The sequence below is a fragment of the Streptomyces sp. NPDC058646 genome (assembly GCF_042716875.1).
Taxonomy (GTDB): Bacteria; Actinomycetota; Actinomycetes; order Streptomycetales; family Streptomycetaceae; genus Streptomyces.
In genome coordinates this window covers 1-23,617 of record NZ_JBHXRK010000018.1, presented here as the reverse complement: position 1 = coordinate 23,617, position 23,617 = coordinate 1, and the positions used below count along the sequence as shown (strand labels likewise).

The following is a 23,617-nucleotide window of genomic DNA, read 5'->3' as shown; positions in this document are numbered from 1 at the left end:
TCACCCGCCGTTCAGCGGAGCGAGGCGCTCGGGGGGCGCTCGCGCAGGGCGCCGTACGCGATGAAGTAGGCCGGGATCCGGTTCAGCCACCGTGAGTCGGTGATGAGCTCCGTCATCCGCTCGGCCCGTCGCGGATCGCCGAACGCGGTGCGGCCGGCCAGCAGGGGTTCGATGACCTGGGTGTGGGCGAGGCGCTGAAGGCCCTGGGTCGCGACGGTGGTGGGCCAGCGGCGGCGCTGGAGGCGGCGCACGTCGTGGAGTCCTACGGTGCCCTCGCGCAGGGGCTGTACGAGGTACCGGGCTGCGGCCACCGCGTCCTGTACGGCGAGGTTGATGCCGATGCCGAAGACGGGTGACATGGCGTGGGCGGCGTCGCCGATGCACAGCAGCCCGGGGCGGTGCCAGCGCCGCAGGCGGTCGAGCCGTACGTCGAGCAGTTTCACCTCGTCCCAGGAGGTGACGGCGTCGCTCCGGTCGGCCAGCCACGGGGCGGCGGCGGTGAACCGGGTCATGAAGCGCTCCAGGCCTTCGGCGCGGCGCTCGGTGTCGGTCCCCTTGGGGATGAGCGCGGCGCACTGCCAGTAGTCGCCGCGGTCGATGAGGGCGGTGAAGAACCGGTCGCCGAGGCCGCCCACGAGTCCGCTGGGGTCCTCGTCACGGCGCGGCAGGCGGAACCACCAGGCGTCCATGGGGCAGGGGAAGTGTTCCAGGCCGAGTTCGGGCAGTGCTCTGGCCAGTGAGCCCCGGCCGTCGCAGGCGACGGTCAGGGTGGCCTTGAGCTCGCCGGTGCTGCCGTCGGCGGTGCGGTAGCGCACACCGGTGATCCGTCCGTGCTCGTTGAGGAAGGAGGTGGCCTCGGTGTCCATGCGCAGGCGGAAGGAGGGTTCCCGTTCCGCTTCGTCGGCGAGGAGGTCGAGCAGGTCCCACTGGGGCACCATCGCGATGTAGTTGTACTTCCCGGGCAGGGCCCCGATGTTCCCGACGGTGACCAGGGACCGGTCCGGTCCGATGGGCAGTTGCACCGACGTCACCCGGCGTTGCGGCAGCTGGGCGAACCGGTCGGCGAGGCCGATGTCGTCCAGCAGCGCCAGGGTGGAGGGGTGCACGGTGTCACCGCGGAAGTCGCGCAGGAAGTCGCCGTGCTTCTCCAGCACGGTGACGTCCACCCCGGCGCGGGCCAGCAGCAGGGCCAGCACCATTCCGGCCGGCCCGCCTCCCACCACGCAGCAGGTCGTTCGCTCCACGGCAACCACTCCCTTCGGGGGGTCGGGTGAGCCCCAGGGACATATACCGTACCGGGGGCCGCGGGGCCGGTAACCGCTCCGCGAGCGCATGCCGGTGGCCCGCGCCGCAGGCCGGGCGCGGAGGGCGGCCGCCTGCCCGGGTTCCGGCCGGGCGCCGGCGGCTACGGCCTCCGGATCGCCCGGCTTCCGCCCGCGCAGGAGCCCGGGCTCACGCGGACCGGCGGGACGCGCCCGGGGAGGGCGTCGCCTGCTGCCGCTCCAGCTTCTCCAGGACGCGGTCGCGGAGCAGCTCGTACTCCTGCTGGAGCCTGCGCCACTCGCTGAACGGCGGGCGGGGAATGACGATACCTGCGGTGACGGTCTCCTCCGGCCCGAACTGCTCGCGGGTCAGGTCCATCTCGATGCCCATGCCCAGGCGGTTCCACCAGTGGTAGTCCACGCGCTCTCCGCCGACGTGGACCTCTCCGCGGATCAGCTCACCTCCCAGCAGGTCGTTGACCACCATGGCGGTCACCCCGCACTGGTCCCGGGCCGGGTTGTCCTCGGTCCAGTGCGGCCGGTGTGCAGGTGTGCAGGTCTCTGCACTCCAACTGCTGCGCACTGCCCGTTCGATGTCGGTGAGAAGCAAAGGTGTCATGCCGGTGATCCTGTCAGCGGCCACTGACAACGGCCCGGCGCTGTGAGGTCAGCGGCTCACGGCCTGGTCGACCAGGTACCAGAGGATCATGAGTGCCGCCCAGCCGAGTACCCCCAGCGATCCGAGTGAGATTCCCGTGACGGACGCGACCCGCCCGGCCGTGCCGGCCGCGCCGCGCCGCAGCGCGCGGACGCCGGACGTGACGGCGGCGATGCCGAGGGGCAGGGCGAGGAGGACGAGGTACGGCAGCACCGGCAGGGTGCCGAGCACCAGGAAGGCGGCGGCCCCCAGTACGAGGGGCTGCATGCCGGTCTCCTGCCCGCCGGGCGCGAGGTCGAGGGGGCCGGTGGTGGTCAGCTGATCGGATCTCATGGCCCGGACATTAGGCCGGGCGCCGTGCCCGCGGCATGGGCGCTGCTACTCGGCCGTCCCTGAGTACCCCGTCATCGTGGGGTCGCCGACCGGTCGGGGGCGTGCGGAAGCCGTGCGAGGGTGATCGCGCGGAGCAGCCATTCAGCCGGGCCGTACCGGTAGCGGGCCATCAGGCGGGCGCTGAGCGCGAGCTGGGCGGCGTACAGCACGAGTGCGCCGAGGACGACGACGGCGGGGCTGAGGCGGTCGTACAGGGCGAAGCCGTAGCCGGTGAAGACGAGCGCCATGACCAGGGACTGGCTGAGGTAGTTGGTCAGGGCCATGCGTCCGGCGGGCGCGAGGAGCGCCGCGATGCGCGCGCCGCGGGCGGTTCTCATGAGGAGGAGCATTGCGCAGATGTAGGAGGCGGTGAGGGCGGAGGCCATGACCATGCCCACCATCTGTCCGAGGATGGTCCACCGGGGGCCGAGGGGGCCGCTGACGGCCAGGGCCATGAAGAGTCCGCCGGGGAGGCCGAGGGCCGCGCCGCGCAGGCAGATGCGGCGCAGCCGTGCCCTCGGGATGCCGGTGTCGGTGAGCAGCCGTCGTCTGCCGCAGTGCAGGCCCATCAGGAAGGCGCCCAGGACGAAGCCGCCCATCGGGAGCACGGCGAGGAGCGCGTCGGGCAGCTGGCCGATGTTGGCGTGCACGACGGAGGCGGCGTCGCCTCGGTAGGAGGCGATCAGGGCAGGCAGTTCCGCTGCGAGTTCGGCGTCGAGTTCGGCTGCCTCGGCGTCCGACAGGAGCAGGGAAGCGAGTCCGACGAGGAGCAGGAGGGTGCTCGCGCAGCCGTACGCGATCCGGGCGGCGCGCAGGGCCGTCCGCGGCGAGCAGTTCCGTGCGGCGATCAGGACGAGGCCGAGTACCGCGTAGGTCATGAGGATGTCGCCGACGTACAGCAGTACGGCGTGCAGGAGACCCAGGAGGAACAGGCCGAACGAGCGGCGCAGCTGCCGGGGCACGGCACGGGCGCCGGCGCGTTCGGCGGAGTCCAGCTGGAGGGTGAAGCTGTACCCGAAGAGGAAGGAGAACATCAGGTAGAACTTGCCGGCCACGAGGGCCTGGACGATGCCTACGACGGTCCGGTCCAGCGTGGAGGCGTCCGGGTCCGCGACGGACGCCAGGTCGTACGGGCCGGCCATCATGAGTGCGTTCACGAGCAGGATGCCCATGAGCGCGAACCCGCGGAGGGCGTCGACTTCCGGTATGCGCGGTGGCCGGGCCGGTCGTGTGCGTGCAGCCGTGATGGGCACTGCGTCTCCCAAGTGGTGTGGGGCCGCGCGGGTCGGCCGGTGATCTGGGAACCACCCTAGGCAGCGTGCTCCCGCATCCCCACCCCCCACATGCACCCCGCACGTCCGGGTGGCCGACGGTTGCCTCCACCGCCGGGCCGGGCCCGACCACGGGCCGGCCCCGTGCGCGGCCACCGGCACCGACTCGGGCGGCCTCGGGGTCAGCCCGGGACCGGCGTGAACTCCACGAGCAGGGACTTCGGTCCGCGGGTGAACACGCCCTGCTCGGCCGGGTCGTACCCGTCGGCCGGCCGGATGTCCGGCATCGCGTCGAGGAGCTGGTTGACGGCGATCTCGACCTCGGCCCTGGCCAGCAGCGCACCGACGCAGAAGTGCCGTCCGAGCGCGAACGCCAGGTGGTCCGCGGCTGCGGAGAAGGCGGTGTCCGCCGTCAGGTCGTCGCGGAAGAGGTCGAACCGGTCCGGGTCCTTGTAGCGCTCCGGGTCTCGATTGGCCGCTCCGATCAGGCAGGTGACGGTGGCTCCGGCAGGGATGGTGCCGCCGCTCATCGGAACGGCGGTGGCGGTCTGACGCATGATCATGTGGACCGGCGGGCTGTACCGCAGCGTCTCCGCGAAGGCCCGGTCGATGAGTCCGCGATCCTGCTGGACGGCCGCGAGTTGTACGGGGTCGGCCAGGAGGTTGGAGAAGAGGCCGGCGACGGCCTTGTCCGTGGTTTCGGCGCCCGCGGTGAGCAGAAGGCTGCAGAAGGCCTTGATGTCCTCGTCGCTCATGCTCACGCCGTCGACCTTGGCGGTGCAGAGCGCGGACAGCAGGTCGTCACCGAGGTGGTCGCGTCGGCTCCTGATGACCGGCAGCATGTACGCGGCGAACTCGGCCTGGGCCCGCTCGCCGGCCGCCGCGCACTCGGGGTCACCGGCCAGGTTGGCGATGAACGCCACGAAGGCCCGGTACCAGCCGCTGATGCGCTCCTGGCCGGACGGGTCCAGTCCGAACATGTCGCTGATGACCGAGATGGGGAAGTGGGAGGCGAAGCCGCTCACGAGGTCGACGGATCCGGTGTGGCGGAAGGCGTCGATCAGCTCGCGGGCATTGCGCTCGATGAGCGGGACGACCTTCTCCCGGAGCTCGTTGCCGCGGAAGGCGGGTGCCACCAGTGCCCGTCGGGTGGCGTGCTCGCGGCCGCTCATCTGGAGGAGGGTCTTGCCGTGCACGGGCTCCGCCTGCCAGGCGTAGTTGTCCGTGGTGAAGAGCGACTCCTTGTCCTTGAACGCCCGCGCCACGTCCTGGTAGCGCGAGATCAGGTAGCTCTGCGTCGCTTCGTGCCAGATGAGGGGCGCCGTGTCGCGCAGGGCGCGGTACGTCGGGTACGGATTGTCGGCGAACTCCTGCGAGAGGATGTCCGGGACGTCGTGCGCGGCGGTCATGGAGTTCCCCCATCAGCTCGGCTTCCCTCGCACCGACACCGTCGGCGTCCTTGCCCTTGCCCTTGCATCCGGCCGTGCTGCCTGCTGGCGTAGCGCTGTTCAGCAGAGCCCCTTCAAGACAACACCAAGCCGAGCGCCGTCGCCAGGGCTTCGACGCCCGCTCCTGAGGCGTGCTGTCGGGCGTCCGTGACTCGAGGCGGTGCGAGAGGTGTCGCGGGGCTGATGAGGGTTGAGCGGCCACGCGGGTCAGGCAGTCAGGCAGTCACGCAGTCACGCAGTCACGCAGTCAGCGTGGCGAACTCCGCGTCGGCGCGCTCGGTGACCAGGGTCAGGACACGACCGGCGGCGGCCAGGTCCTCGGCGGGTATCCCGCCCCAGATGCGGGCGGCGATGGGGGCGGTCTCCGCGCCGACGGCGGCGATCAGCTCGCGCCCCGCCCCGTTGGGCCGAAGGTGCGCGCCGTCCGCGACGAGGAGGTGCTTGGCCAGCAGTTCGTCGAGCGTGGCACGGATGTCGGCCGGGTCGGCCTTGAGGGAACTCCGGATCTGCGCAACGAGATCGTCCGGCGTCTGCGGCGCGTCGGCGGTGACGGCGGCGCGCAGGGCGACCTGCTGCTGGAACGTGATCCCATGCCGGGCCAGTACCTGCTCCAGGACGCCGCGGGCCGCGTAGTGGGCCAGGCCGAGGGCCCGGGCGTCGGCGACGGGTGCGGTGGTGGAGGCAGTGGTGGTGGAGGAGGAAGTGGAGGAAGATGCAGTGCTCGTCATGGTGTCGTCCCCTGGGTGCTCTCGTCGTTCGGTACGGGTGGAGCGAGAGGTGCAGCGAGCAGGGTCGTCAGCTCGTCGGTGAACGCCCGCGTCCGCTCGGCGTCGAGGCCGCCGAGCGGCTCCAGCAGCTGCTGGAGCAGTTCCTGGACCACCGCGACGGCCCGGCGCGTGACGGCCTGGCCCTCCTCGGTGAGGGCGAGCTGTACGGCGCGCGGGTCGCGGGGATCGCGGGCGCGCTCGATCAGGCCGGCCGACTCCAGGGCGCGCGCCAGCTTCGAGACGTACAGCGCCTCCAGGCCGGTGTGGTCGGCGAGTCGGCGCTGACTGGGCCGCTCACCCGTGCGCTGCATGCCGTACAGCGACGCGACCAGTGAGTACTGCGCATGGGTGAGGCCCAGCGGAGCGACCGCACGATCGACCGCGACGCGCCACTTGTTGGCGAGCCGCCACACCAGAAAACCGGGAGTCGGACCCGGTGAACCCTTACTCATGCCTAATAAAGTACATAGCTATTATGTCCATGGCTACTGTTCTTTGATTCTCGGATTGGATTGCCAAGATCAAGACGGCGCTGAGACGGTGCAGCCCGCCCCCGTCACGGCCCAACGCGATCCGTACGGCTTCCGGTTCGGCAGGCGGCGCAGGAGGAACCGAATGGCATCCATGCTCGCCGGCTGCACGCCCTGGCCCGAGGAGTTCGTCGACCGCTACTGGGCCGGCGGGCACTGGCGCGGCAATACCCTGGACAACCTGCTGCGCGGCTGGGCCCTGCAGTACGGCCCGCGGACCGCGCTCGTGCACGGCGACACCCGCATCACGTACGCGAACCTGAACCGGCGCGTGGACCGCATGGCCTCCGGCTTCCGGATGCGCGGCCTCCGCCCGGGGCAGCGGGTCGTCGTCCAGCTGCCGAACGTTCCCGACTTCGTCGTCACCGTGTTCGCCCTGATGCGCATCGGCGTGGTCCCCGTGTTCTGCCCGGTGACGGAACGCGCGTCCGCGATGTCCCGGCTCGTGCGGGCCACCCAGGCCGTCGGATACGTCGGCCCCTCGACGTACCAGGGCTTCGACCACACGGCGATGGCGGCGGACATCGCGGCCCGGGAGCCCTTCCTACGACGGGTGTTCACCCTTGAGGCGCCGGGCACCGCCTCCCCGTACGGCGGCCTCACGACCGATCCGGCGGGCTGCCAGTACAGCCCCCTGGGCTCCATCGACGCCCCGCCCGGCGCTCGCGCTGAGCGCCGGCCAGGTGGCGTTCCTCCTGCCGTCCAGCGGCACCGCCGAGGCGCCCCAGCTCGTTCCGCGCACCCACAACGACTACGCGTACCAGGCGCTGGCCGCCGCCGAACTGGTGTCGCTCACCGAGAGGGACGTGTACCTCGCCGCGCTGCCCGCCGAGTCGCACTTCGCCTTCGGCTGCCCCGGCATCGTCGGCACCCTGTCCGTCGGCGGCACGGTCGTCCTGGTCGAGAACCCGGACCCTGCCGCATGCTTGCCGGTCATCGAACGGGAACGGGTCACCGTCACATCGCTGGCGCCCGCCGCCGCCCGGCTCTGGCTCGACGTCCTGCCCACGGTCCGGGCGGACGTGAGCAGTCTGCGTCTCGTGCAGGTCGGCGGCGCGCCCTTGCCCCGGGCGACGGCCGAACGGGTCGGCCGCGCACTCGGCTGCCGGCTCCAGCAGGTCTTCGGCATGGCCGAGGGGGTGCTGGCCCTCACCCGGCCCGGCGATCCGGACGAGACCGTCCTCACGACCCAGGGCCGCCCGCTCTCGCCCGACGACGAGCTCCGCATCGTCGACACCGACGGCAAGGACGTGCCGGACGGGGAACGGGGTGAACTCCTCGCCCGCGGTCCGTACACCCTGCGCGGCTACTACCGGGCGCCCGACCACAACGCCCGCTCCTTCACCGCCGACGGCTACTTCCGTACCGGCGCGTTCGCGCGGCGCACCCCGGACGGCAACCTGGTGGTGGCCGCCCACCCCGACGACAACCCGCGGCGCGCCGAGAACGAGGACCCGTCGGGCCCGTGACGGGCGGGCAGGGACCGACAGGCGCCGCAGCTTCACATCGCCGGAGCGAGGGAGGTGACCCCGGTCCTCGGATCCCGAGCCCCCCACCCCCGTGGGGGGACTCCGTTCCAGCCGGGGCCTCCCGTACTCCGCGTCGGAGACGACCCGTTCCACGGGGTCAGGGCCGACGGGGCCTTCGCCGCATCACGCCGCCGCACCCTGCGAGAGCGATCACCAGGTTATGGCCGAGAAGATCATTCGGCCCATGGCAGCGGACGCCAGCAAGGGGACCGTGCGCGCCACGGGGGACCCTGCGCGCCACGTTGGGGACAGCGGGCGCCAGGATCTCGCCGTGACCTGGCAGTTCATGCTGGTCTATGCTCGGCGGCTGTGGTCTCGCATGCGCATCAGGGGACAACCTCCTCCGCCCTCACCCGTCTGAACCTCAACGCTGCACGCGCTCTCGGCATACCCCCGCACGGATACGCGCACCTGCTGGGCCTGGCACCCGAGCACCTGAACGACGACCTGTGCCGCCCCCCGGCGAGCACGAGCATCCGCATCGCGGAACTGGCGACCGTCCACGCTCCCTGGACCGAGGTGGCCGGGCTGCTGGCACAGCAGTCGGCCATCGGCAGCCTCGGGGTCTGGGACTACCTGATCACCTCCGCACCGACCCCGCTCGACGGGATCCAGGACGCCGCGGTCTACCTCACCGCCGTCGTCGACACCGGCACGGACACCCTCCAGGTCACCGAGGACGGGGACCTGATCACCGTCAGCCACATCAACAAGGCCGATCTGGCCCACGAAGCGGCCTGCGCGGTCCGTGCCTGCGCACTCGGCCTGTACCTGCAGCGGCTCAGCCATGCCGCACAGCGCCGCCTCGTCCCCGTCCGCGTCACCCTGGCCGCCGAAACCCCCCGCCGGCACGACGCCCTGATCGCGCTCTACGGCACCCGCGCCATCGAGTTCGAGGCCCCGGTCAGCTCGCTGACCTTCCTCGCCCCCGATCTGAAGGCCCCGAACCCGCACGCCCAGCCCGGTCTGTCGGCCGTGCTGCGTAGACACGCCGAGCAGACCCTCGCCACCGCGATACCGCTGCACAACTGGCTGGACCTCTTCCGCACCGCCCTGGCAGCCGCCCCCCAAGAAGCCGCTCCCACGCTGTCCGATGTGGCGCGCCGCATGGCGATCAGTACCCGAAGCCTCCAGCGGCGCCTGGACGAACACGGCACCACCTGGAGCGGCGAGGTCGAGACCCTGCGCCGGGCCCGGATCGTGGAGCTGCTCCACCACACCGACCTCGGCATCGACGCGATAGCGGCGCGCAGCGGTTACGCCGACGCCCGCGCCCTGCGCCGGGCGGTCCACCGCTGGTACGGCACCACACCCGCCGCCCTGCGCCGCACCGGCCCCGCGCCCGCGCACGCGTCCGCGAGAACAAGGTCCTGGAGTTGACGCGCTCGCGGGATCACTGATCGGCGCCCTGGCCGGTCTCACGGGGAGCACGCACGCCCACTTCGAGGCCAAGGACACCCACCGTGAGGAGGCCGGCGCCGAGTTCGCCGAGGCGGTGCAGCAGCTGGACGCGCTCCAGGCCTTCATGGACCGAGCCGCCGACGAAGCGCTGTGACCCGGTGGTGTGCCGCGTCAGCCGGCCCAGCGCCCCGACATGAAGGTGACGGCGAAGACGGTGGTGAGCGGCGCGACCAGGCAGAGGTAGGCGGACGTGACGCGCGGCCTGCGCAGGCTCCATGCGGCGAGGCCGATCCACAGGGGCCACCACAGCAGGGTGGCGCGCGGGATGGACGTGTACCAGTAGGACGTGCCCAGGGCGGAGATGCTCCCGGACGCCAACTGGCGACGAGGCGGCCTCCGGCGGGCCGCCGACTGCCGATGCCCCCGGGCTCCGCACGACGCACGGGACGGCCCTCCCCCGGGTGGCACTCCCCGGCCTTTTGGTGGCCGGCCCCCGGGTCACCCGGCCCGGGCTGCTCCCCGCCGGGCCCGCTCCCGGCCGGGGATGCCCGGCCGGACCGGCTCGCGGCGGCGGGGCCGCTCGCCTCGACGGGCCGGCGGCGGCGGGGAAGCGCAGCGGCGGGTGCTAGCGGCGCCAGAACCTCCAGGACGACGGCCGGCCGCTGCCGGTTCCGGCGGCGACGGGTTCGAGATGGGCCCGTGCGACCACAGGCTGCTGGACGGCCTGCGAAGGCCGCTCCTGCTGGGCGGGCTTGAACACGACGGGCAGACCGGTCAGGCGACGGGACATCCACGTGCCCACGACCTGCAACTCGTCGTCGTCGACCGCCAGGGTCAGGTCCGGCACGCGTTCCAGGAGCAGGTCGATGCCCGTCTCCGCGATGGCCCGGCCGAGGTCCTGGCCCGGGCATTCGTGGGCCCCGGCGCCGAAGGCGAGGTGCGAGCGGTTCCCGTGCACGGGCTTGGAGCTGTCGGGGCGGATGGCGGGATCGACGTTCCCGGCCGCGAGGCCGAGCATCACCATGTCGCCGGCCGCGATGCGCGTGCCGCCGAGGTCGGTGTCGTCCTTCGCCCAGCGGGTCGGGACCACGGCGAGCGGGGGGTGGTCCCACAGCACCTGTTCCAGCGCGTCCGGCAGGGTCATCTGGCCGCCCGAGAGGTTCCCGCGGAAGCGCGAGTCGGTGAGGACCAGCCGCAGCGTGTTCGCGATCAGGTTGGCCGTGGGCTCCAGCGCGCCGACCAACAGCAGCCGCAGGTGCTGGCGGACCTCTTCCTCGCTCAGACCCTGCGGATGGGCCAGCAGGCGGCTGGCCAGGTCCTCGCGCGGCTCCCGCTTCCGACTCCTCACCAGCTCGTGCACCGTCCGGACCACCAGCTCGTTGCCGGCCAGAGCGGTCTCGCCGCCGCTGATCATGTCGGAGACGGCCGATCCCACGGGCAGGGCGTCGGCCTCGGCTATGCCGAGCTGCTGGGTGATCACGAGGGCCGGCAGCTTCCGCGCGAAGTCGGCCACCAGGTCGGCCCGGCCCTTCCCGGCGAAGTCGTCGATCAGCTGGGTGGCGTACCGGACGACGTACCGGCGCATGCGGTGCTTGTTCACCCGGCCGAGGCCGTCCGTCACCGCTTCCCGCAGCCGGGCGTGCTCCGCGCCGTCCGTCAGCGCCACCAGCGGCTGCCAGGCCGTGATGGGCCGCAGGGGCGACTCCGGCGCGAGGGTCCCCCGCTGGATCGCGTGCCAGTTGCGGGAGTCGGAGGAGAACCGCCGCGAACGCATCACCTCGAGGTTCTCCCGGTGCCCCAACACCAGCCAGGCGGGCTCGTCCCCGTACAGCCGCACGGGCGCCACTTCCCCGTGCTCCGCCCGCAACTGCTCGTAGAGGGCGTACGGCTGCGACTCCGCCTCGGCGCCGTACAGCGGGCGCACGCCGTCGGATGCGGCGGCGCGCATGGGACAGCCCTGGGCGGCCGCTCCGGGCGCGTGCGAGGGATGGGTCGGGTCGAGGGGTGGCGTGGTCACGGGGCCTCCGGGCAGGGACGGGACTCTGAAGGCTTGGGTCGAGCCCGCACTGAGAGTGACGAAGAGTCAGCGTCGCGCAGCTTACAGTCGGCCGGAGTCCGGCGGATCTTCAGGGGCCCCGCTCAACTGTCGGTGGCCGAAACGCATTTGGCCGATATCGATCTTGCCTGGCGGGCGGTCGTGCGGATGCGCAGAGCCGCCGTGAACCCCCCTGTCCGGGCAGGGGATCCTGGTCGCCGGAACCCCCGCCGAAAGGACCACCAGGCATGTCGTCAGTAGCTGAAGTGCCCCTCACCTCCGTTCCGCGCGCACCGGGTGCCGTGCCCCTCCTCGGGCACGCCCTGGCTTTGTGGCGGAACCCCCTTGGCTTCCTCTCGGCACTGCGCGACCACGGCGACCTGGTACGGGTCGACCTCGGCACGATGCCGATGTACGTGGTGACCACGCCCGACCTCGTGCACGAGGTCACGGTCGAACAGGCCAACCGGTTCGAGAAGGGGCGCTTCTTCGACAGACTCAGGCCACTGGCCGGAAATGGCCTGGCCAACTCCGGCGGGGAGCTTCACAAGCGGCACCGCCGCATGATCCAGCCCATGTTCTCCCGCGACCGCATAGCCGGGTACTCCGAGATCATGAGCAGCAGCGCCCGGGCCCTGGCCGACTCCTGGAAACCCGGTGACGTCATCGACCTCGAACCGGCCATGGCCGGATATGCGGTCGAGACCCTGTCCCGGACGCTGTTCTCCAGCGAGATCGGCCTGCCGGCGGTCAACGCCGTCCGCGAGCACCTGCCCGTGCTGCTGACCAACCTGTTGGTGCGCGCCGCGTCCCCGAAGTTCTTCGACCGCCTGCCCATACGTGCCAACCGGGCCTTCGACCACGCTGCGGCCAGTCTCCGTGCGGTCATCGACGAGGTCGTCACCACGTCACGCGCTGCGGGACACACGGGCCGCGACGACCTCCTGTCGCTGCTCCTGACGGCTCAGGATCCCGACGGCGGAAGCGGTTTGTCGGACGAGGCCGTCCGGGACGAGCTGTCCACCATCCTGTTCGCGGGCGCGGAGACCACGGCCGCCACGCTGGCCTGGACCTTCCACGAGCTCGCCCACCGCCCGGACGTGGAAGCGGAACTCCTGGCCGAGATCCGCCGGGTCGTCGGCGAGGGCCCCGTCACCGCCCTGCACGTCCCTCGGCTGACGGGCGTACGCCGCGTCATCGACGAGGTGATCCGTCTCCACGGCGTCACCCTGCTGATGAGGCGCACCACCGAACCCGTGGTGCTGGCCGGGGTCACCCTGCCGCGCGGTACCGAGGTGGCCTTCAGCCTGTACGCGCTGCACCGCGATCCCGGACTGTACGAGAACGCCGATGTGTTCGACCCCGATCGCTGGCTGCCCGAGCGGCAGGCCGGCGGACCGGGGCGCCGCGCGTACGTGCCGTTCGGCGCGGGATCCCGCAAGTGCATCGGTGACCAGTTCGTGTGGACGGAGGCCACGATCGCCATCGCGACGATCCTGGACCGCTGGAAGCTCGTCCCGGTGGCCGGTCACACGCCGCGGGAGGTCGCGTCGGCAGTGGCCCACGCGGACTCCATCCCCATGACCGTGGTCGCGCGCACGTAGCGCGGAGGGACGGCAGTCGTCCGCCGCCGGGCGTCCGGGACGGATGCGGCGTCCTCCGGTCAGCCCCTCGCCCCGGTGAGGTCGCGGGACTGGGAGAGTCCTCGGGGAGGGCCCGGCGGCAGCACGTTCCACCACCAGGAGACGGCGTCGATCCCCAGGGGTTCGAGCCGGTCGTCGGTCGGGGTGTCGGCGACGGTCGTGGGGAGCCCTGCCGGGTCGTCCGGGGTGGTGTACCGCACCGAGCTGATGCCCCAGTCCAGCGAGCCGCGCACGAAGCTGCGGAGCCCGGCCGTGTACTGCCGCATCTGGGGGCTGCCCACCGTACGGAGGTGGTCGGTGAGATGCATGAACGCGGTGAGGACGCGGTCGCGTTGTGCGATGGCCAGGGTCATGGCCTCCGGCTGGCTGAAGCCGTCCGCCTCCAGGACCCGCAGCACGTTGAGGTAATAGCCTTCCCCCGCGCGCTCCTTGTGGTCGGAGAGCAGGTCGTTGTCCCAGGTGATCACGAACGACGCCATCTCCTCGGCCGCCCGGACGGACTTGTCGTCCGCCTCGTCGGCCGGGAGCTCGTATCCGTGGCCCATCTGCAGCAGGGGGAAGATGACCGTCGTCGCGCCGTCGTACAACCGCATCAGGGTGTAGTCCGACAGGCTCGGGACGGTGTCCGCGCGGCGGTGGGACGCCTCCCACACGACGGAGAGGGCGTACTCGCGCAGGCAGGCGACCCAGCGGGCGGCCTGTGTGTCCGTGCCGTACGCGTCCACGCGCGCCCGGAGGTCACGCAGCCCGCAGGCCAGCGGGTCGTCGGACAGCAGGGGCACCTCGGGGTTCTGCGCAACGCGCAACAGGCGGTGCATCGTTCCTGCAAGATCTCCCGGACGCTGACCGAGGACACCTTCCTCGCAGTAGCCGTCGTCCACGCCGAAGAGCCACATCACGAAGTCGGCGAGGATCCGCACGACTTCCTCGCGGCCGTAGGGCAGGACCCGGGCCGCGAACACGCCGATCTCGTGCCGCACCAGACGTCGGCGGAGGTCTTCGGAGCCGATCCCGAAGGCCTCCGCCCACGCGGCGGTGTGCGTGTTGATCTCGGCGTGCCGGGGGTGAACGGCCGGCGGTATGGGGGAGAACAGCGGCGGTACGGCAATCACGATTGGGGGGCTCCTCTGTCGCGGGTGACACCCTGCACCACTTGACGCAAGCGGCACACCCGTTTCTGCACCTCAACTCGTGATCATCCGGCATGTCCATGACTCGGTCCAGTGGGACGATCCGACCATATGCACCATGCCACCTCATGCTTCCACCCGATCGCCCGGAACCTGCTGCCGACCCCTGTCGGCCCTCGCCGCGAACAGGCGGGTGAGCGCGGCCCGTTGCGTCCGGCGTCGCCCCTCGGTGTTCAGCCGCTCACGCCGGCATGCCGTCCCGCGTTCCGGTCCTGGTGCGGTGCGTCGCCCTCCGGGGCGTCCCGGGGAGCGGCCCCGGTGCGGGGAGACCACAGGAGGGCTCCTGCCAGCAGTGCGGCGCCGCCCAGCAGCCAGGGCAGCGGGCCTGACGGAAGGACGCCCACGACCAACCCGGTGAGGGCTCCCGCCAGTTGCAGGGCGAGGGACTGCACGGACAGGGCCGTGGCCCGGCCCGATGGAGTGACGCGGCCGTGCAGGAGGTCGTTCTCGCTCGGTCCCGCCGCGCCGAGCCCGAGGTAGAGGAGGCCGTAGCCGGTGGCGGCGAGGGCATCCGAACCGAATCCGGTGGACGCCGCGGTGGCGCCGAGGAGGAGCAGGCCGCAGGCGCCGGTGCCCAGGCTCACCAGGACCGCGCGTTCGGAACCGCCCGCGAGCCGGGCCGTCAGCGGCGCGAGGTGGCTGCCGACTGCGGAGCAGACGAATCCGGCACAGGCGAGCGTGGCGAAGAGCACCGCCCCCGCCTCCGCTTCCCCCGTGAGGGCCGCGGCACGGCCGGGCGTGAGCAGTTCGACCGTGGCCAGGGCGCTGCCGGCGGCGCCTGCGCCGAGGAGGATCCGGCGGACCAGCGCGTCACGGCCTCCCAGGCGCAGCCCTGCCGTGACGGTGGCCGGGAGGTCACGGAGGGCCCCGCGCACGGTGGCGGCGGGCCGGGGCGGTTCGCGCAGGGCGGTCAGGACGTACGCCACGAAGGCGATCTCGACCGCTGCGCCCAGCAGCATCGGGACGGACAGGGGCAGCAGCAGTCCGGCCGTCGCACCGCCCAGTCGGGCGCCGAGGTCGGGGCCGAGTCCGAGCAGCCAGGGCAGGGCTCCGCCGAGGAGGGTGCCGGTGGCGAGCGCGGCGGACGTCGCGGAGGAGCCGCGGGCCAGGCCGGTGCGCAGTTCGCCGCCGGGTCCGGCGTGGACGTGGACGGTGTCGACGTACCAGGCTTCGGCGGATCCGCTGGACAGCGCCCGGCCGGCGCCCATCAGGACCATGCCGAGGCCGATCAGCCAGGGTGCGGTGCCCAGGCCGATGAGGACGAGGGCGGCCAGGGTCAGCAGGCCGGCGGCCGCCAGGACGGTGCGGCGTCCGAGGGCGTCGGACAGTCCTCCGGTGGGCAGTTCCAGCGCGGCGGCGGTGAGGGAGTGCGCGGCCAGGCATCCGGCGACGGCTGCCAGGGTCATGCCGCGCTCGGTGAGGAGCAGGATCAGGGGGGCTATGGTCAGGCCCAGGGGCAGCCAGAAGAGGACGCAGACCGTGACGTAGCGGCGGCGTGCGGTACGGGTGTCCACCGTCCCGGTCATGGCGTGTCCCCGGCACCTGCCTCCGCGGGGGCGGAGGTTGCCCGTCCGGTGCGGGGGCCGCGGGGGGCCAGGGGCAGCCCGGCGGTGAGCAGGACGACCTGTGCGGCGCGCGGATCGGCCGCGTCGCGGCTGGTCAGTTCCGCCAGCTTCGCTTCGATGACCTCCCGGAGTTCGGTGAGCGACTCGGGAGTGAGCCGGGGCATCAGGTCGCTGATGCCGGACGGCTCCACCCACTCCTGGCCCAGGCGTCCGTCGGCGATGGCGGCCTCGTGCTGCCGGAGGGAGTCCTCCAGGTGCTCGATCTGGGTCCTGCGCGACAGGCTGATCCAGGCGCGGTACCCCGGTGCGGCTTCCATGGCCGTGTTGCTCCAGGAGGTCACGGCGTGGACCGCCCTCCAGCGCCGCTCCCGCCCGTCCCGGTGCTCGGCCTCGGCGACGAACGCGTACTTCGCCAGGATCCGCAGGTGATAGCTGGTGGACGCGGACGACTGGCCGGTCCTGACCGCGAGTTCGCTGGCGGTGGCGGGGCCGTCCTGCCGCAGCAGTCCGAGCAGCCGGATGCGCAGGGGGTGGGTGAGGGCCTTCAAGGCTGCCGCGTCCTGCTCGGGATCGAGTACGCGTTCCTGCTCTTCGCTGACCATGACGGAAAGGTAGAGCGGCCCGGAGATTTCCCCAAACTATTTTTGCAGAGATTTCTTTGGGAACGCGTCCGCACGCCCCCTCGGACCCCAGCGTCCCCGCGCACCCGGATGAGGAAGTATTCCGGCCATGGCACACCCTCATCTGCCCACCACCGAAGCGGCCGTCACCGCGGTCCGCGAGATCGCGGACGACTACGGCCTGACCATGACCGTCACCGACGACATCGGCGCCGACCAGACCTCGCGCCGCACCTCGGCCGGCCTCTTCACCACCGTCGACCCCGACGGCTCGCTGCCGCACGAGGCGTTCGTCGAGCTCGCCGGTGTCCCGGCGGTGCGTGTCCGGATCTTCCCCGAGGACGACGCGGAGATCACCGTGGATCACGTCGAGTTCCACGACGTCCCCCGCGATTCCGTCCCGGCGTTCCTTCGGTCCGTCTACGGAGGACTGGCCTTCACGAAGGGGCGGTTCTTCCCGCCGGGCCAGTGGCTGGTCGTGCCGGTCCCCGGGGACGAGACGTACAAGGAGCCGATCGTGAGCGCCCTGACCCCCTGGCTCGCGCGCAGCGCCCGCTAGGCCGCCGCGGCGCGATGTCCGGGAGCGCCTCCGTCGGCCGCCCGCTTCACGAGCGCGGCGATCCGCTCCTCCACCTCGGACGTCACCTCGGTCAGGGCGAAGCCGGCCGCCCACATCGTGCCCTCGTCCAGCTTCGCCTGGTCGCTGAACCCGAGCGTCGCGTACCGCGCCTTGAACTTCTCCGCGCTCTGGAAGAAGCAGACGACCTTGCCGTCCAGGGCGTACGAGGGCATCCCGTACCAGAGCTTCGGGGCCAGTGCGGGGGCGTTCGCCGTGACGACGGCATGGACCCGCTCGGCCATGACGCGGTCCGAGTCCCGCATCCCGGCAATCTTCGCGAGCACCTCCCGCTCCGCCTCCGCCGCCTTGTCCGCCCGGGAACTGCGGCGCGCCGCGGCCTTCAGCTCCTGGGCGTGGTCCTTCATCGCGGCCCGCTCCTCGGCCGTGAATCCCTGGTGCGTGCTCTGGGTGCTGGTGCTGGTACTGGTACTGGTACTGGTACCGGTCATGACGGATCGTCTCCTTGATGGTTTGACAGGTGGATCGGAGGAAGGGGCTTCGCGGACGTCAGTCCAGCCAGCGGCCGTCGCGCATCAGCTGGCGGGCGGGCAGTTCGTCCACCTCGCGCCAGGCCTGGACGCGGCCCGGGGTGATGCGGAACCAGCCGTACGGCGCGGTCAGGGTGCGCGGGTCGAAACCGGTGCGCGCGGCGAAGCGGTCACCGGCCGGCCGCGGCAGCGCACCGAGGGCGAGGACCTCGACGTCGCCCTCGATCATGACGACGTCGCGGGTGTCGCCGAGCGCCAGCCGGGCGGTCCCCGTGGCGGCCAGGTTCCGGCCGGTCGGGCTGTCCGCCGCAGTGGCCGCCAGGAGGGCCTCCCCGTCCCAGTCGAAGGACAGCGGCACCAGATGCGGGGTGCCGTCCGGCGAGGCACTGGCCACCCACACGTCGATGTCGTGGGTGAGCCGGTGCTCGGTGTCGCGGCGGCGCTGTGCGCGGGAGCGGGGTCCGGTACTCATCGGTCCTGAAGGAGCCCGAGGAGGTTGCCGTCGGGGTCGATGACGGTGGCCACCAGGCGGCCGCCGCCGACGTCGTGGGCGGCCTCCTTCACGGTGGCGCCCGCAGCCGTCATCTCGGCGACCGTCGCCTCGACGTCCGGCACGTGCCAGTAGGCCAGCGACCCGGTCAGGCCCTGCGGCCCGCCGCCCGGCACGAGGCCGATGTGCTGCCCGGCAACCTCGAAGCCGACGTAGTAGGGGCCGTCGGTCTGCGGCGGGGCGCCGAGCAGCGCGGTGTACACGGCCTTGGCCCTTTCGAGGTCGGAGACGGGGTGCAGCACGGTCTTGATGCCCTGGGTGGAAGAGGTGTTCACGGCTTCTCCTGTGGTCGGGGTCCGGGCGGGCCCGGTGCTTCGTCCCGGGCTCCTTCGCTGTGGTCACAGCCTCTCCCGGGAGGGGTGGGGTCCACCTCCGTGCCGGCTACGGAGAGCACTACGGATAATGGGCCGGTGTCCACTCCAGTGATCTCGGCCCGGGAATCCGAGGTGCTCACCCTGCTCGGGGAGCACCTCAGCAACGCGGAGATCGCCGCGCGGCTGTTCATCTCCGTACGGACGGTGGAGTCCCATGCCTCCTCCCTGCTGCGCAAGTTGGGGATGCCGGACCGGCGGGCGCTGTCCCGGCGCGCGGCCGAACTCACGCGCGCCCGGCAGGCGCGCTCGGCACCCGCACTGCCGGCGCCGCTGACGGCGTTCGTCGGCCGGGGGCGTGAACGCGGGGAGCTGGCCCAGGAGGTGACGGCACGTCGGCTGGTGACCGCGGTCGGTCTGGGCGGGGTGGGCAAGACGCGGCTCGCACTGGCGGTGGCGGCAGAGGTGGCGGACGACTTCGCCGACGGAGTGTGGTTCGTCGACCTGGTCCCGGTCACCGATCCGGGGCGGGTGGGTTCGGCGGTCGCGGCGGCCGTCGGCGTGGGCGAGCAGCCCGGGCGCGGCATCGACGACGCGGTGGTGGCCGCGCTGGCGGACCGTCAGGCTCTGCTGGTGCTGGACAACTGCGAGCAGGTGCTCGACGGGGTGGCGCCGTTCCTGGAACGGCTGCTCGTGGCCTGCCCGGGGGTACGGGTGCTCGCGACCAGCCGGGCCCGGCTGATGGTGCCGTTCGAGTGGGTTTTCCCGGTCCCGCCGCTGTCGCGGGTCGGCGGCGGGACATCGGAGGCGGTGGCCCTGTTCATGGAGCGGGCGGCAGCGGTCGGCCGGGCTCCGGGCGCGGGGGAACGCGACCGGGTCGCGGCCCTGTGCGAGCGGCTCGACGGCATGGCGCTGGCCATCGAACTGGCGGCTGCGCGGTGGTCCACGCTCGGTCTGGACGGCCTGACGGCCGGGCTCTCCGACCAGCTCCGGATCCTGGCGGGCGGCCCGCGCGCCGACGGCAGGCACCGGTCGGTGCGGGCGGTCCTCGACTGGAGCCACGACCTGCTGCAACCACAGGACCGGGTGCTGCTGCGGAGGGTGTCGGTGTTCGTGGCGCCGTTCACGGCCGAGGAAGCCGCCGAGGTGGCGGCCTTCGAGGGGGTGGCCTCCGGCGGGGCCCGGGCCGGGTCCGACGGGCTGGAGGGGGCTGCGGTGGCCGACGGGTTGGGCAGGCTCGCCGAGCAGAGCCTGCTCTCGGTGATGCCCTCGGCGACCGGTACCCGCTACCACGGCCTGGAGACCATCCGCCAGTACGGGACGGAGCGGCTCGCCGAGGCCGGCGAGGTCGCGGACGTCCGCGCCCGGCACCTCGCGTGGTGCCTGACCGGCGCGAGCGCCCTCACCGGCGCCGGCGGCGCTGACTGGCGGGCCAGGTTCGACGCCCTGGCGGAGGACCTCCGCGCCGCCCTCGCCTGGGCCGCCGGCCGGCCGGAGCAGCGCGCGGACGCCTACCGTCTCGCCCTGTCCATGGCCGAACTGGCCTTCACCCGGAACCTGCTGGGCGAGGCGCAGCAGCGGTACGAGCAGGCGGCCGGGCTCGCCGGGGACGATGCCGCAGGTGCGCGGGCGCTGCACCACGCCGCCGGGGTGGCCGGGTGCCGGCGGCTCGGCGACGACATGTTCCGCCTGCACCGGGCTGCCGGGGAGGCAGCCCGCCGGGCCGGGGACGACGCCGGTGCCGGTCGCGAACTGGCGGCCGCCGCCACCGTCGCGTACCGCTTCTCCAGCGCGTTCACCCGGATCCCAGCCGCGGAAGAGGTCACCGCCCTGCTCACGTCGGCGCGGGAGCTGAGCGGTGGCGACGACCCGGATGCCGAGGCGGCCATGGCACTGGCCGAGGCGGCAGTGGTCGCGGACGCGTTCGGAGCGGTCCAGGGCGATCCGGACAACACCGCGCCGGAGACCGTCGCGTGCGCCGGGCGAGCGGTCGAGCTCGCCCGCCGGACGGGCGATCCGGTGGCGCAGTCCGCCGCTCTCGACGCGCTCTCCGGGGCGCAGAGCTGGGCCGGTGACACCTTCGCCGCCGCGGCCGCCGCCCGGCGCCGGGTGGGCATCCTGGCTTCGGCACCGGACGCCCCCGCCGGTACGCACGAACTGGTCGACGCCCTGGCCATGGCCGCCGCAACGGCCGTCGGCGCGGGGGAACTGCCTGCGGCGCACCGGTGGGGCAGACAGCTGGCGGGCCAGCCGCTGCTGGCCGAGGTGGGCGACCACGCCATGTCCTGGCTCCTGGTCGCGGACGCGTTCGCGGGCCGCGCCGACGACGTGCTCACCGGCAGCGTGCGCTTCCTCGACGCATGGGAGCAGACCGGCCGGCAGCGCTCGTTCTCGCTCGGTCCGGCCGCCGCGGCCGTCGCGATGGTCCACGGTCTGCGTGACGACCAGGACGCGCGGTCGGCCTGGCTCGCGATCGCCGACCGGGCGGGAAGCAAGGAGGACCACCGCCACGGCCACGGCGCGGTCTTCGACACCATGGTCCTGCTCCACCACGGGGACGCGGACGCGGCGCTGGAGCGGATCGCGCCGGAGCCTGAGCAGGTGTGGAAGTGGGTCTGCTGGGTCTGGCTGCACTGGTACGTGGCACTCCGGGCGGAGGCTGCGGTCCTCGCCGGGCACCCGGATGCGCCGGCCCGGGTCGACGCCGCCCGCGCGGTGGTCACCGGCAATCCGGTCGCCACCGCCCAGCTGGACCGGGCGCAGGCCCTGCTCGACGGTGACCTGCCGCGGCTGCTCGCCACCGCAAAAGCCTTCGAGGCGGCCGGTTCCCGCTACCAGTCGGCCCGCACGCTGGTTCTCGCCGGTGGCGAGCATGCCGCAGCCGGAGCGTCCGCGCTCGCCGGCCTCGGCCTCGCACCCATGGCCGTCCGGCCGCCGCACCCTTAGCGGGTGCTGCGCCGTTGATGTCCAGGTGACGGCCACGACCGAGACGGGATTCCTATGAGCAGCCCAGTCAGCCTTTCGGAAGGGTGCCTCGGCGCCCTCCACCATTTGACGGAGATGCGGGATGTCAACACCGTGATCCTGCGCTCCACGGACACACCCGGTGCCCTGGTGCCGGACATGGAAGCCAATCTGACCCATGAGGAGCTGCTCCGGGCGCTGCCCGCGGACGAGCCGCGCCTCGTCGTCCACGAGCTGGCCTTCGCCACGCGGGAGGGCGCGCGCAGGAACGAGCAGGTGCTGATCTTCTGGATGCCTCCGGGGGCCGGCGGGCAGGAGGCCGCTTACACGGTCGGCTACGACGCCCTCAGGGAGTATCTCGCCGACGTCCGCGTCCACCTCACGGCCGGGCGGACGGCCGACCTCCAGTACCGGCGGCTCGTCGCCCTGGCCGGCTGAGGGACCGGCGGGTCCCGCGGACCGCTGTGCGTGACAGAGCCCGGCCGGGGTGACTACGGTCCCCGGCCGGGCTCTGCGTGCGTGGGTACTGCTCTGCTCGCACGTCGTCGTGGCGTGCGTCGCACTCGTCGTCCTCGTTCGTCGTGCGGAGCCGTCTCACTTCCACCTTGGCACCGGATCTCACCCTACGCACCTTGTGTGCCACGGATCGTGGCGGGCGGGTGACATCCGTACCTGCCTGGCAGCGTCGGGATGCGGCTCCGGCCGTCAGGTGGACAGGATGGGCGCATTCCCGTCCGCCCCGCGCCGTCAGGAGCCGAACGCCATGCTGGAGCGCACCCTGCGCAAGGACCGCACCGAGGTCACCTTCGTCCTCCCCTCCGACATCCCGCCCGGGCCGGTCAGCGTGGTCGGCGACTTCAACGACTGGCAGCCCGGCATCCACACGCTGGAGCCGCGCAAGGACGGCAAGCGGGCGGTCACCGTCGCGCTGCCGAGCAAGAGCACCCATGCGTTCCGGTACCTGGCCGCCGGCGACTACTGGTTCAACGACGAGAGCGCCGGCGACCAGGACGGCCCCAACAGCCGTCTGCACACCTGAACGACCCGAGCGGCGTGGGACGGCACAGGCCGTCCCGGCCGTCCGGCGTCACATACGGCTCACCGGCCCCCTCCGCCCCATCGGCGGGGGGGGCGGTGAGCCGTCGCCGTGAGCCGTACCGTGGCGTCGCCCCGCGATGACGGCCTGCTCGTCCCGGACCTCGCCGGCCGCCCGTAGGCGTGATCCGGTGGAACGGGGTAGGCGCGCGGTATGAACGAAGACGACATTCAGCAGTCCCAGGGCGAAGATCTGCTGGCGGGGCTCAGCGTGGACGACCACCGGCCCGAGCAGCCGGTGCTCCTCGACTCGGTCGGCGCCCCGATCCGGACGTGGCAGGAGAACTATCCGTACGACCGCAAGGTCCGGCGGGGTGAGTACGAGCGGACCAAGCGGATCCTGCAGATCGAGCTGCTCAAGCTCCAGCACTGGGTGAAGGAGACGGGGGCCCGGCTGGTGGTGATCTGCGAGGGGCGGGACGCGGCCGGCAAGGGCGGGACGATCCAGCGGTTCACCGAGCGGCTCAATCCGCGCGGGGCCCGCATCGTCGCCCTGGACAAGCCGACCGAGCGGGAGGCCGGTCAGTGGTACTTCCAGCGGTACACCGCCCACCTCCCGACCGCCGGTGAGATCGTCTTCTTCGACCGCTCCTGGTACAACCGGGCCGGGGTCGAGAGGGTCATGGGTTTCTGTTCCCCGGAGGAGTACGAGCTGTTCCTGCGGCAGTGCCCCGCCTTCGAGTCCATGCTGGTCGCCGACGGGATCCTGCTGGTGAAACTTTGGTTCTCCGTCTCGCGCTCCGAGCAGCGCACCCGTTTCGCGATCCGCCGGGTGGATCCGGTGCGGCAGTGGAAACTGTCGCCGACGGACCTGGCCTCCCTGGACCTGTGGGACGCGTACACCACCGCCAAGGTCGACATGTTCCGGGCCACCGACACCGAACACGCGCCGTGGACGGTCGTCAAGAGCAACGACAAGCGGCGGGGCCGGCTGGAGGCGATACGGAGCCTCCTGTGGCGCATCGACTACGACGGGAAGGACCCCGAGGCGGTCGGCCGGCCCGACCCCCTCATCGTCGGCGCCGCCGACACCCTCCTGGAGCCCGGCGAAGGACCCGCCGACCTCTCCCCCACGCCCCTGGCCGACCCGACCCTGGGCCGCGGACTCCATCCCCGCCCGCAGAACTCCGCGGAGCCGCACCCGGACGGGCCTGCCGGGGAGGAACGGCCGGAGCGGCCGGGAGACGCCCCGTAGCCGAAGACCCCGTGGTTCCCTGGGGTCACAGTCCCAGGCTGATGGCCAGGCGGGTGAGTTCGGCGGTGGTGTGGACGTTCAGCTTGGCGCGGATGCGGCGGAGG

At 72.5% G+C, this 23,617-nt stretch carries 22 protein-coding genes and 2 pseudogenes; 9 read left to right on the top strand and 15 right to left on the bottom strand.

Annotated features, from left to right (window positions below; translation table 11 throughout):
* Positions 1 to 11: 11 nt before the first annotated feature.
* From ACFWUZ_RS22080 to ACFWUZ_RS22050, 7 genes are all read right to left on the bottom strand, one after another.
* Complete coding sequence (locus tag ACFWUZ_RS22080; protein WP_384375364.1) at positions 12 to 1,244, bottom strand: FAD-dependent oxidoreductase; 1,233 nt, start codon at positions 1,242 to 1,244, stop codon at positions 12 to 14.
* Between the two features lie 208 nt (positions 1,245 to 1,452).
* On the bottom strand, positions 1,453 to 1,881 hold the full coding sequence (locus ACFWUZ_RS22075; protein WP_384375361.1) for a hypothetical protein: 429 nt from the start codon (positions 1,879 to 1,881) through the stop codon (positions 1,453 to 1,455).
* A gap of 48 nt (positions 1,882 to 1,929) precedes the next feature.
* Positions 1,930 to 2,253, bottom strand: coding sequence for a hypothetical protein (locus ACFWUZ_RS22070; RefSeq protein WP_384375358.1), 324 nt, complete (start codon positions 2,251 to 2,253; stop codon positions 1,930 to 1,932).
* A 71-nt stretch (positions 2,254 to 2,324) separates the two neighbouring features.
* A complete protein-coding gene (locus tag ACFWUZ_RS22065; protein ID WP_384375355.1) occupies positions 2,325 to 3,464 on the bottom strand; it encodes a DUF418 domain-containing protein in 1,140 nt (379 codons plus the stop codon).
* Between the two features lie 281 nt (positions 3,465 to 3,745).
* Positions 3,746 to 4,972 (bottom strand): cytochrome P450, encoded by a 1,227-nt coding sequence (locus ACFWUZ_RS22060; protein ID WP_384375352.1) that lies wholly within the window; start codon positions 4,970 to 4,972, stop codon positions 3,746 to 3,748.
* 278 nt (positions 4,973 to 5,250) lie between these two features.
* Positions 5,251 to 5,739, bottom strand: a complete 489-nt coding sequence (locus ACFWUZ_RS22055) for a MarR family transcriptional regulator (RefSeq protein ID WP_384375349.1) — start codon at positions 5,737 to 5,739, stop codon at positions 5,251 to 5,253.
* Positions 5,736 to 6,230: a MarR family winged helix-turn-helix transcriptional regulator gene (locus ACFWUZ_RS22050; protein WP_384375346.1), complete on the bottom strand. Its 495-nt coding sequence runs from the start codon at positions 6,228 to 6,230 to the stop codon at positions 5,736 to 5,738. The genes ACFWUZ_RS22055 and ACFWUZ_RS22050 overlap by 4 nt, the downstream gene beginning before the upstream one ends.
* Between ACFWUZ_RS22050 and ACFWUZ_RS22045 the strand changes: the two are divergent.
* From ACFWUZ_RS22045 to ACFWUZ_RS22035, 3 genes and pseudogenes are all read left to right on the top strand, one after another.
* Positions 6,229 to 6,777, top strand: a pseudogene (locus ACFWUZ_RS22045) (AMP-binding protein); the annotation flags it as partial. The gene ACFWUZ_RS22050 and the pseudogene ACFWUZ_RS22045 overlap by 2 nt on opposite strands.
* A 214-nt stretch (positions 6,778 to 6,991) precedes the next feature.
* The gene (locus ACFWUZ_RS22040) at positions 6,992 to 7,777 is read left to right on the top strand and encodes an AMP-binding protein (protein WP_384375343.1); all 786 of its coding nucleotides are present in this window, start codon (positions 6,992 to 6,994) and stop codon (positions 7,775 to 7,777) included.
* Positions 7,778 to 8,146: 369 nt separating this feature from the next.
* Positions 8,147 to 9,217, top strand: a complete 1,071-nt coding sequence (locus tag ACFWUZ_RS22035; RefSeq protein WP_384375340.1) for a helix-turn-helix domain-containing protein — start codon at positions 8,147 to 8,149, stop codon at positions 9,215 to 9,217.
* Positions 9,218 to 9,409: 192 nt separating this feature from the next.
* Here the strand turns inward: ACFWUZ_RS22035 and ACFWUZ_RS22030 are convergent.
* Positions 9,410 to 9,640 (bottom strand): annotated as a pseudogene (locus ACFWUZ_RS22030) (hypothetical protein); the annotation flags it as partial.
* A 223-nt stretch (positions 9,641 to 9,863) separates the two neighbouring features.
* Positions 9,864 to 11,255 carry a cytochrome P450 gene (locus tag ACFWUZ_RS22025; RefSeq protein ID WP_384375337.1) on the bottom strand — a complete coding sequence of 464 codons (1,392 nt, stop codon included), beginning with the start codon at positions 11,253 to 11,255 and terminating at the stop codon, positions 9,864 to 9,866.
* A gap of 266 nt (positions 11,256 to 11,521) precedes the next feature.
* Here ACFWUZ_RS22025 and ACFWUZ_RS22020 point away from each other — a divergent pair, with 266 nt between their 5' ends.
* Positions 11,522 to 12,877 carry a cytochrome P450 gene (locus tag ACFWUZ_RS22020; protein WP_384375333.1) on the top strand — a complete coding sequence of 452 codons (1,356 nt, stop codon included), beginning with the start codon at positions 11,522 to 11,524 and terminating at the stop codon, positions 12,875 to 12,877.
* Between the two features lie 59 nt (positions 12,878 to 12,936).
* On the opposite strand, the gene ACFWUZ_RS22015 is transcribed toward ACFWUZ_RS22020, so the two are convergent.
* The 3 genes from ACFWUZ_RS22015 to ACFWUZ_RS22005 all read right to left on the bottom strand — a co-directional run bounded on the left by ACFWUZ_RS22015 (position 12,937) and on the right by ACFWUZ_RS22005 (position 16,273).
* On the bottom strand, positions 12,937 to 14,025 hold the full coding sequence (locus ACFWUZ_RS22015) for a selina-4(15),7(11)-diene synthase (RefSeq protein ID WP_384375753.1): 1,089 nt from the start codon (positions 14,023 to 14,025) through the stop codon (positions 12,937 to 12,939).
* Between the two features lie 254 nt (positions 14,026 to 14,279).
* Complete coding sequence (locus tag ACFWUZ_RS22010) at positions 14,280 to 15,632, bottom strand: MFS transporter (RefSeq protein ID WP_384375330.1); 1,353 nt, start codon at positions 15,630 to 15,632, stop codon at positions 14,280 to 14,282.
* Entirely contained in the window at positions 15,629 to 16,273 is a 645-nt protein-coding gene (locus ACFWUZ_RS22005) for an ArsR/SmtB family transcription factor (RefSeq protein WP_384375327.1), read from the bottom strand. The genes ACFWUZ_RS22010 and ACFWUZ_RS22005 overlap by 4 nt, the downstream gene beginning before the upstream one ends.
* Before the next feature lie 127 nt (positions 16,274 to 16,400).
* Here ACFWUZ_RS22005 and ACFWUZ_RS22000 point away from each other — a divergent pair, with 127 nt between their 5' ends.
* Positions 16,401 to 16,850: a hypothetical protein gene (locus tag ACFWUZ_RS22000; RefSeq protein WP_384375324.1), complete on the top strand. Its 450-nt coding sequence runs from the start codon at positions 16,401 to 16,403 to the stop codon at positions 16,848 to 16,850.
* On the opposite strand, the gene ACFWUZ_RS21995 is transcribed toward ACFWUZ_RS22000, so the two are convergent.
* From ACFWUZ_RS21995 to ACFWUZ_RS21985, 3 genes are read right to left on the bottom strand one after another with little or no spacing between them, the layout of a single operon-like run.
* On the bottom strand, positions 16,847 to 17,359 hold the full coding sequence (locus tag ACFWUZ_RS21995) for an iron chaperone (RefSeq protein WP_384375321.1): 513 nt from the start codon (positions 17,357 to 17,359) through the stop codon (positions 16,847 to 16,849). The genes ACFWUZ_RS22000 and ACFWUZ_RS21995 overlap by 4 nt on opposite strands.
* A 58-nt stretch (positions 17,360 to 17,417) precedes the next feature.
* On the bottom strand, positions 17,418 to 17,870 hold the full coding sequence (locus ACFWUZ_RS21990; RefSeq protein WP_384375318.1) for a pyridoxamine 5'-phosphate oxidase family protein: 453 nt from the start codon (positions 17,868 to 17,870) through the stop codon (positions 17,418 to 17,420).
* Positions 17,867 to 18,223 carry a VOC family protein gene (locus ACFWUZ_RS21985; RefSeq protein WP_384375315.1) on the bottom strand — a complete coding sequence of 119 codons (357 nt, stop codon included), beginning with the start codon at positions 18,221 to 18,223 and terminating at the stop codon, positions 17,867 to 17,869. The genes ACFWUZ_RS21990 and ACFWUZ_RS21985 overlap by 4 nt, the downstream gene beginning before the upstream one ends.
* A 135-nt stretch (positions 18,224 to 18,358) precedes the next feature.
* On the opposite strand from ACFWUZ_RS21985, the gene ACFWUZ_RS21980 reads away from it, so the two are divergent.
* The 4 genes from ACFWUZ_RS21980 (at position 18,359) to ppk2 (ending at position 23,513) form a co-directional block, all read left to right on the top strand.
* The gene (locus ACFWUZ_RS21980; protein ID WP_384375312.1) at positions 18,359 to 21,205 is read left to right on the top strand and encodes a LuxR C-terminal-related transcriptional regulator; all 2,847 of its coding nucleotides are present in this window, start codon (positions 18,359 to 18,361) and stop codon (positions 21,203 to 21,205) included.
* 54 nt (positions 21,206 to 21,259) lie between these two features.
* Positions 21,260 to 21,661, top strand: a complete 402-nt coding sequence (locus ACFWUZ_RS21975; RefSeq protein WP_384375309.1) for a hypothetical protein — start codon at positions 21,260 to 21,262, stop codon at positions 21,659 to 21,661.
* Positions 21,662 to 21,986: 325 nt separating this feature from the next.
* Entirely contained in the window at positions 21,987 to 22,262 is a 276-nt protein-coding gene (locus ACFWUZ_RS21970; RefSeq protein ID WP_384375750.1) for an isoamylase early set domain-containing protein, read from the top strand.
* A 210-nt stretch (positions 22,263 to 22,472) separates the two neighbouring features.
* Positions 22,473 to 23,513, top strand: coding sequence for a polyphosphate kinase 2 (gene ppk2 / locus ACFWUZ_RS21965; RefSeq protein WP_384375306.1), 1,041 nt, complete (start codon positions 22,473 to 22,475; stop codon positions 23,511 to 23,513).
* Positions 23,514 to 23,617: the final 104 nt, after the last annotated feature.

Coding starts and splice junctions, on each gene's coding strand:
- ppk2 (WP_384375306.1), top strand. CDS start 22,473: ATGAACGAAGACGACATTCAGCAGTCCCAGGGCGAAGATCTGCTGGCG.
- ACFWUZ_RS21975 (WP_384375309.1), top strand. CDS start 21,260: ATGAGCAGCCCAGTCAGCCTTTCGGAAGGGTGCCTCGGCGCCCTCCAC.
- ACFWUZ_RS22020 (WP_384375333.1), top strand. CDS start 11,522: ATGTCGTCAGTAGCTGAAGTGCCCCTCACCTCCGTTCCGCGCGCACCG.
- ACFWUZ_RS22000 (WP_384375324.1), top strand. CDS start 16,401: ATGGCACACCCTCATCTGCCCACCACCGAAGCGGCCGTCACCGCGGTC.
- ACFWUZ_RS22075 (WP_384375361.1), bottom strand. CDS start 1,881: ATGACACCTTTGCTTCTCACCGACATCGAACGGGCAGTGCGCAGCAGT.
- ACFWUZ_RS22055 (WP_384375349.1), bottom strand. CDS start 5,739: ATGACGAGCACTGCATCTTCCTCCACTTCCTCCTCCACCACCACTGCC.
- ACFWUZ_RS22010 (WP_384375330.1), bottom strand. CDS start 15,632: ATGACCGGGACGGTGGACACCCGTACCGCACGCCGCCGCTACGTCACG.
- ACFWUZ_RS22065 (WP_384375355.1), bottom strand. CDS start 3,464: ATGGGCATCCTGCTCGTGAACGCACTCATGATGGCCGGCCCGTACGAC.
- ACFWUZ_RS21970 (WP_384375750.1), top strand. CDS start 21,987: ATGCTGGAGCGCACCCTGCGCAAGGACCGCACCGAGGTCACCTTCGTC.
- ACFWUZ_RS21990 (WP_384375318.1), bottom strand. CDS start 17,870: ATGAGTACCGGACCCCGCTCCCGCGCACAGCGCCGCCGCGACACCGAG.
- ACFWUZ_RS22005 (WP_384375327.1), bottom strand. CDS start 16,273: ATGGTCAGCGAAGAGCAGGAACGCGTACTCGATCCCGAGCAGGACGCG.
- ACFWUZ_RS21995 (WP_384375321.1), bottom strand. CDS start 17,359: ATGACCGGTACCAGTACCAGTACCAGTACCAGCACCAGCACCCAGAGC.
- ACFWUZ_RS22050 (WP_384375346.1), bottom strand. CDS start 6,230: ATGAGTAAGGGTTCACCGGGTCCGACTCCCGGTTTTCTGGTGTGGCGG.
- ACFWUZ_RS22070 (WP_384375358.1), bottom strand. CDS start 2,253: ATGAGATCCGATCAGCTGACCACCACCGGCCCCCTCGACCTCGCGCCC.
- ACFWUZ_RS22060 (WP_384375352.1), bottom strand. CDS start 4,972: ATGACCGCCGCGCACGACGTCCCGGACATCCTCTCGCAGGAGTTCGCC.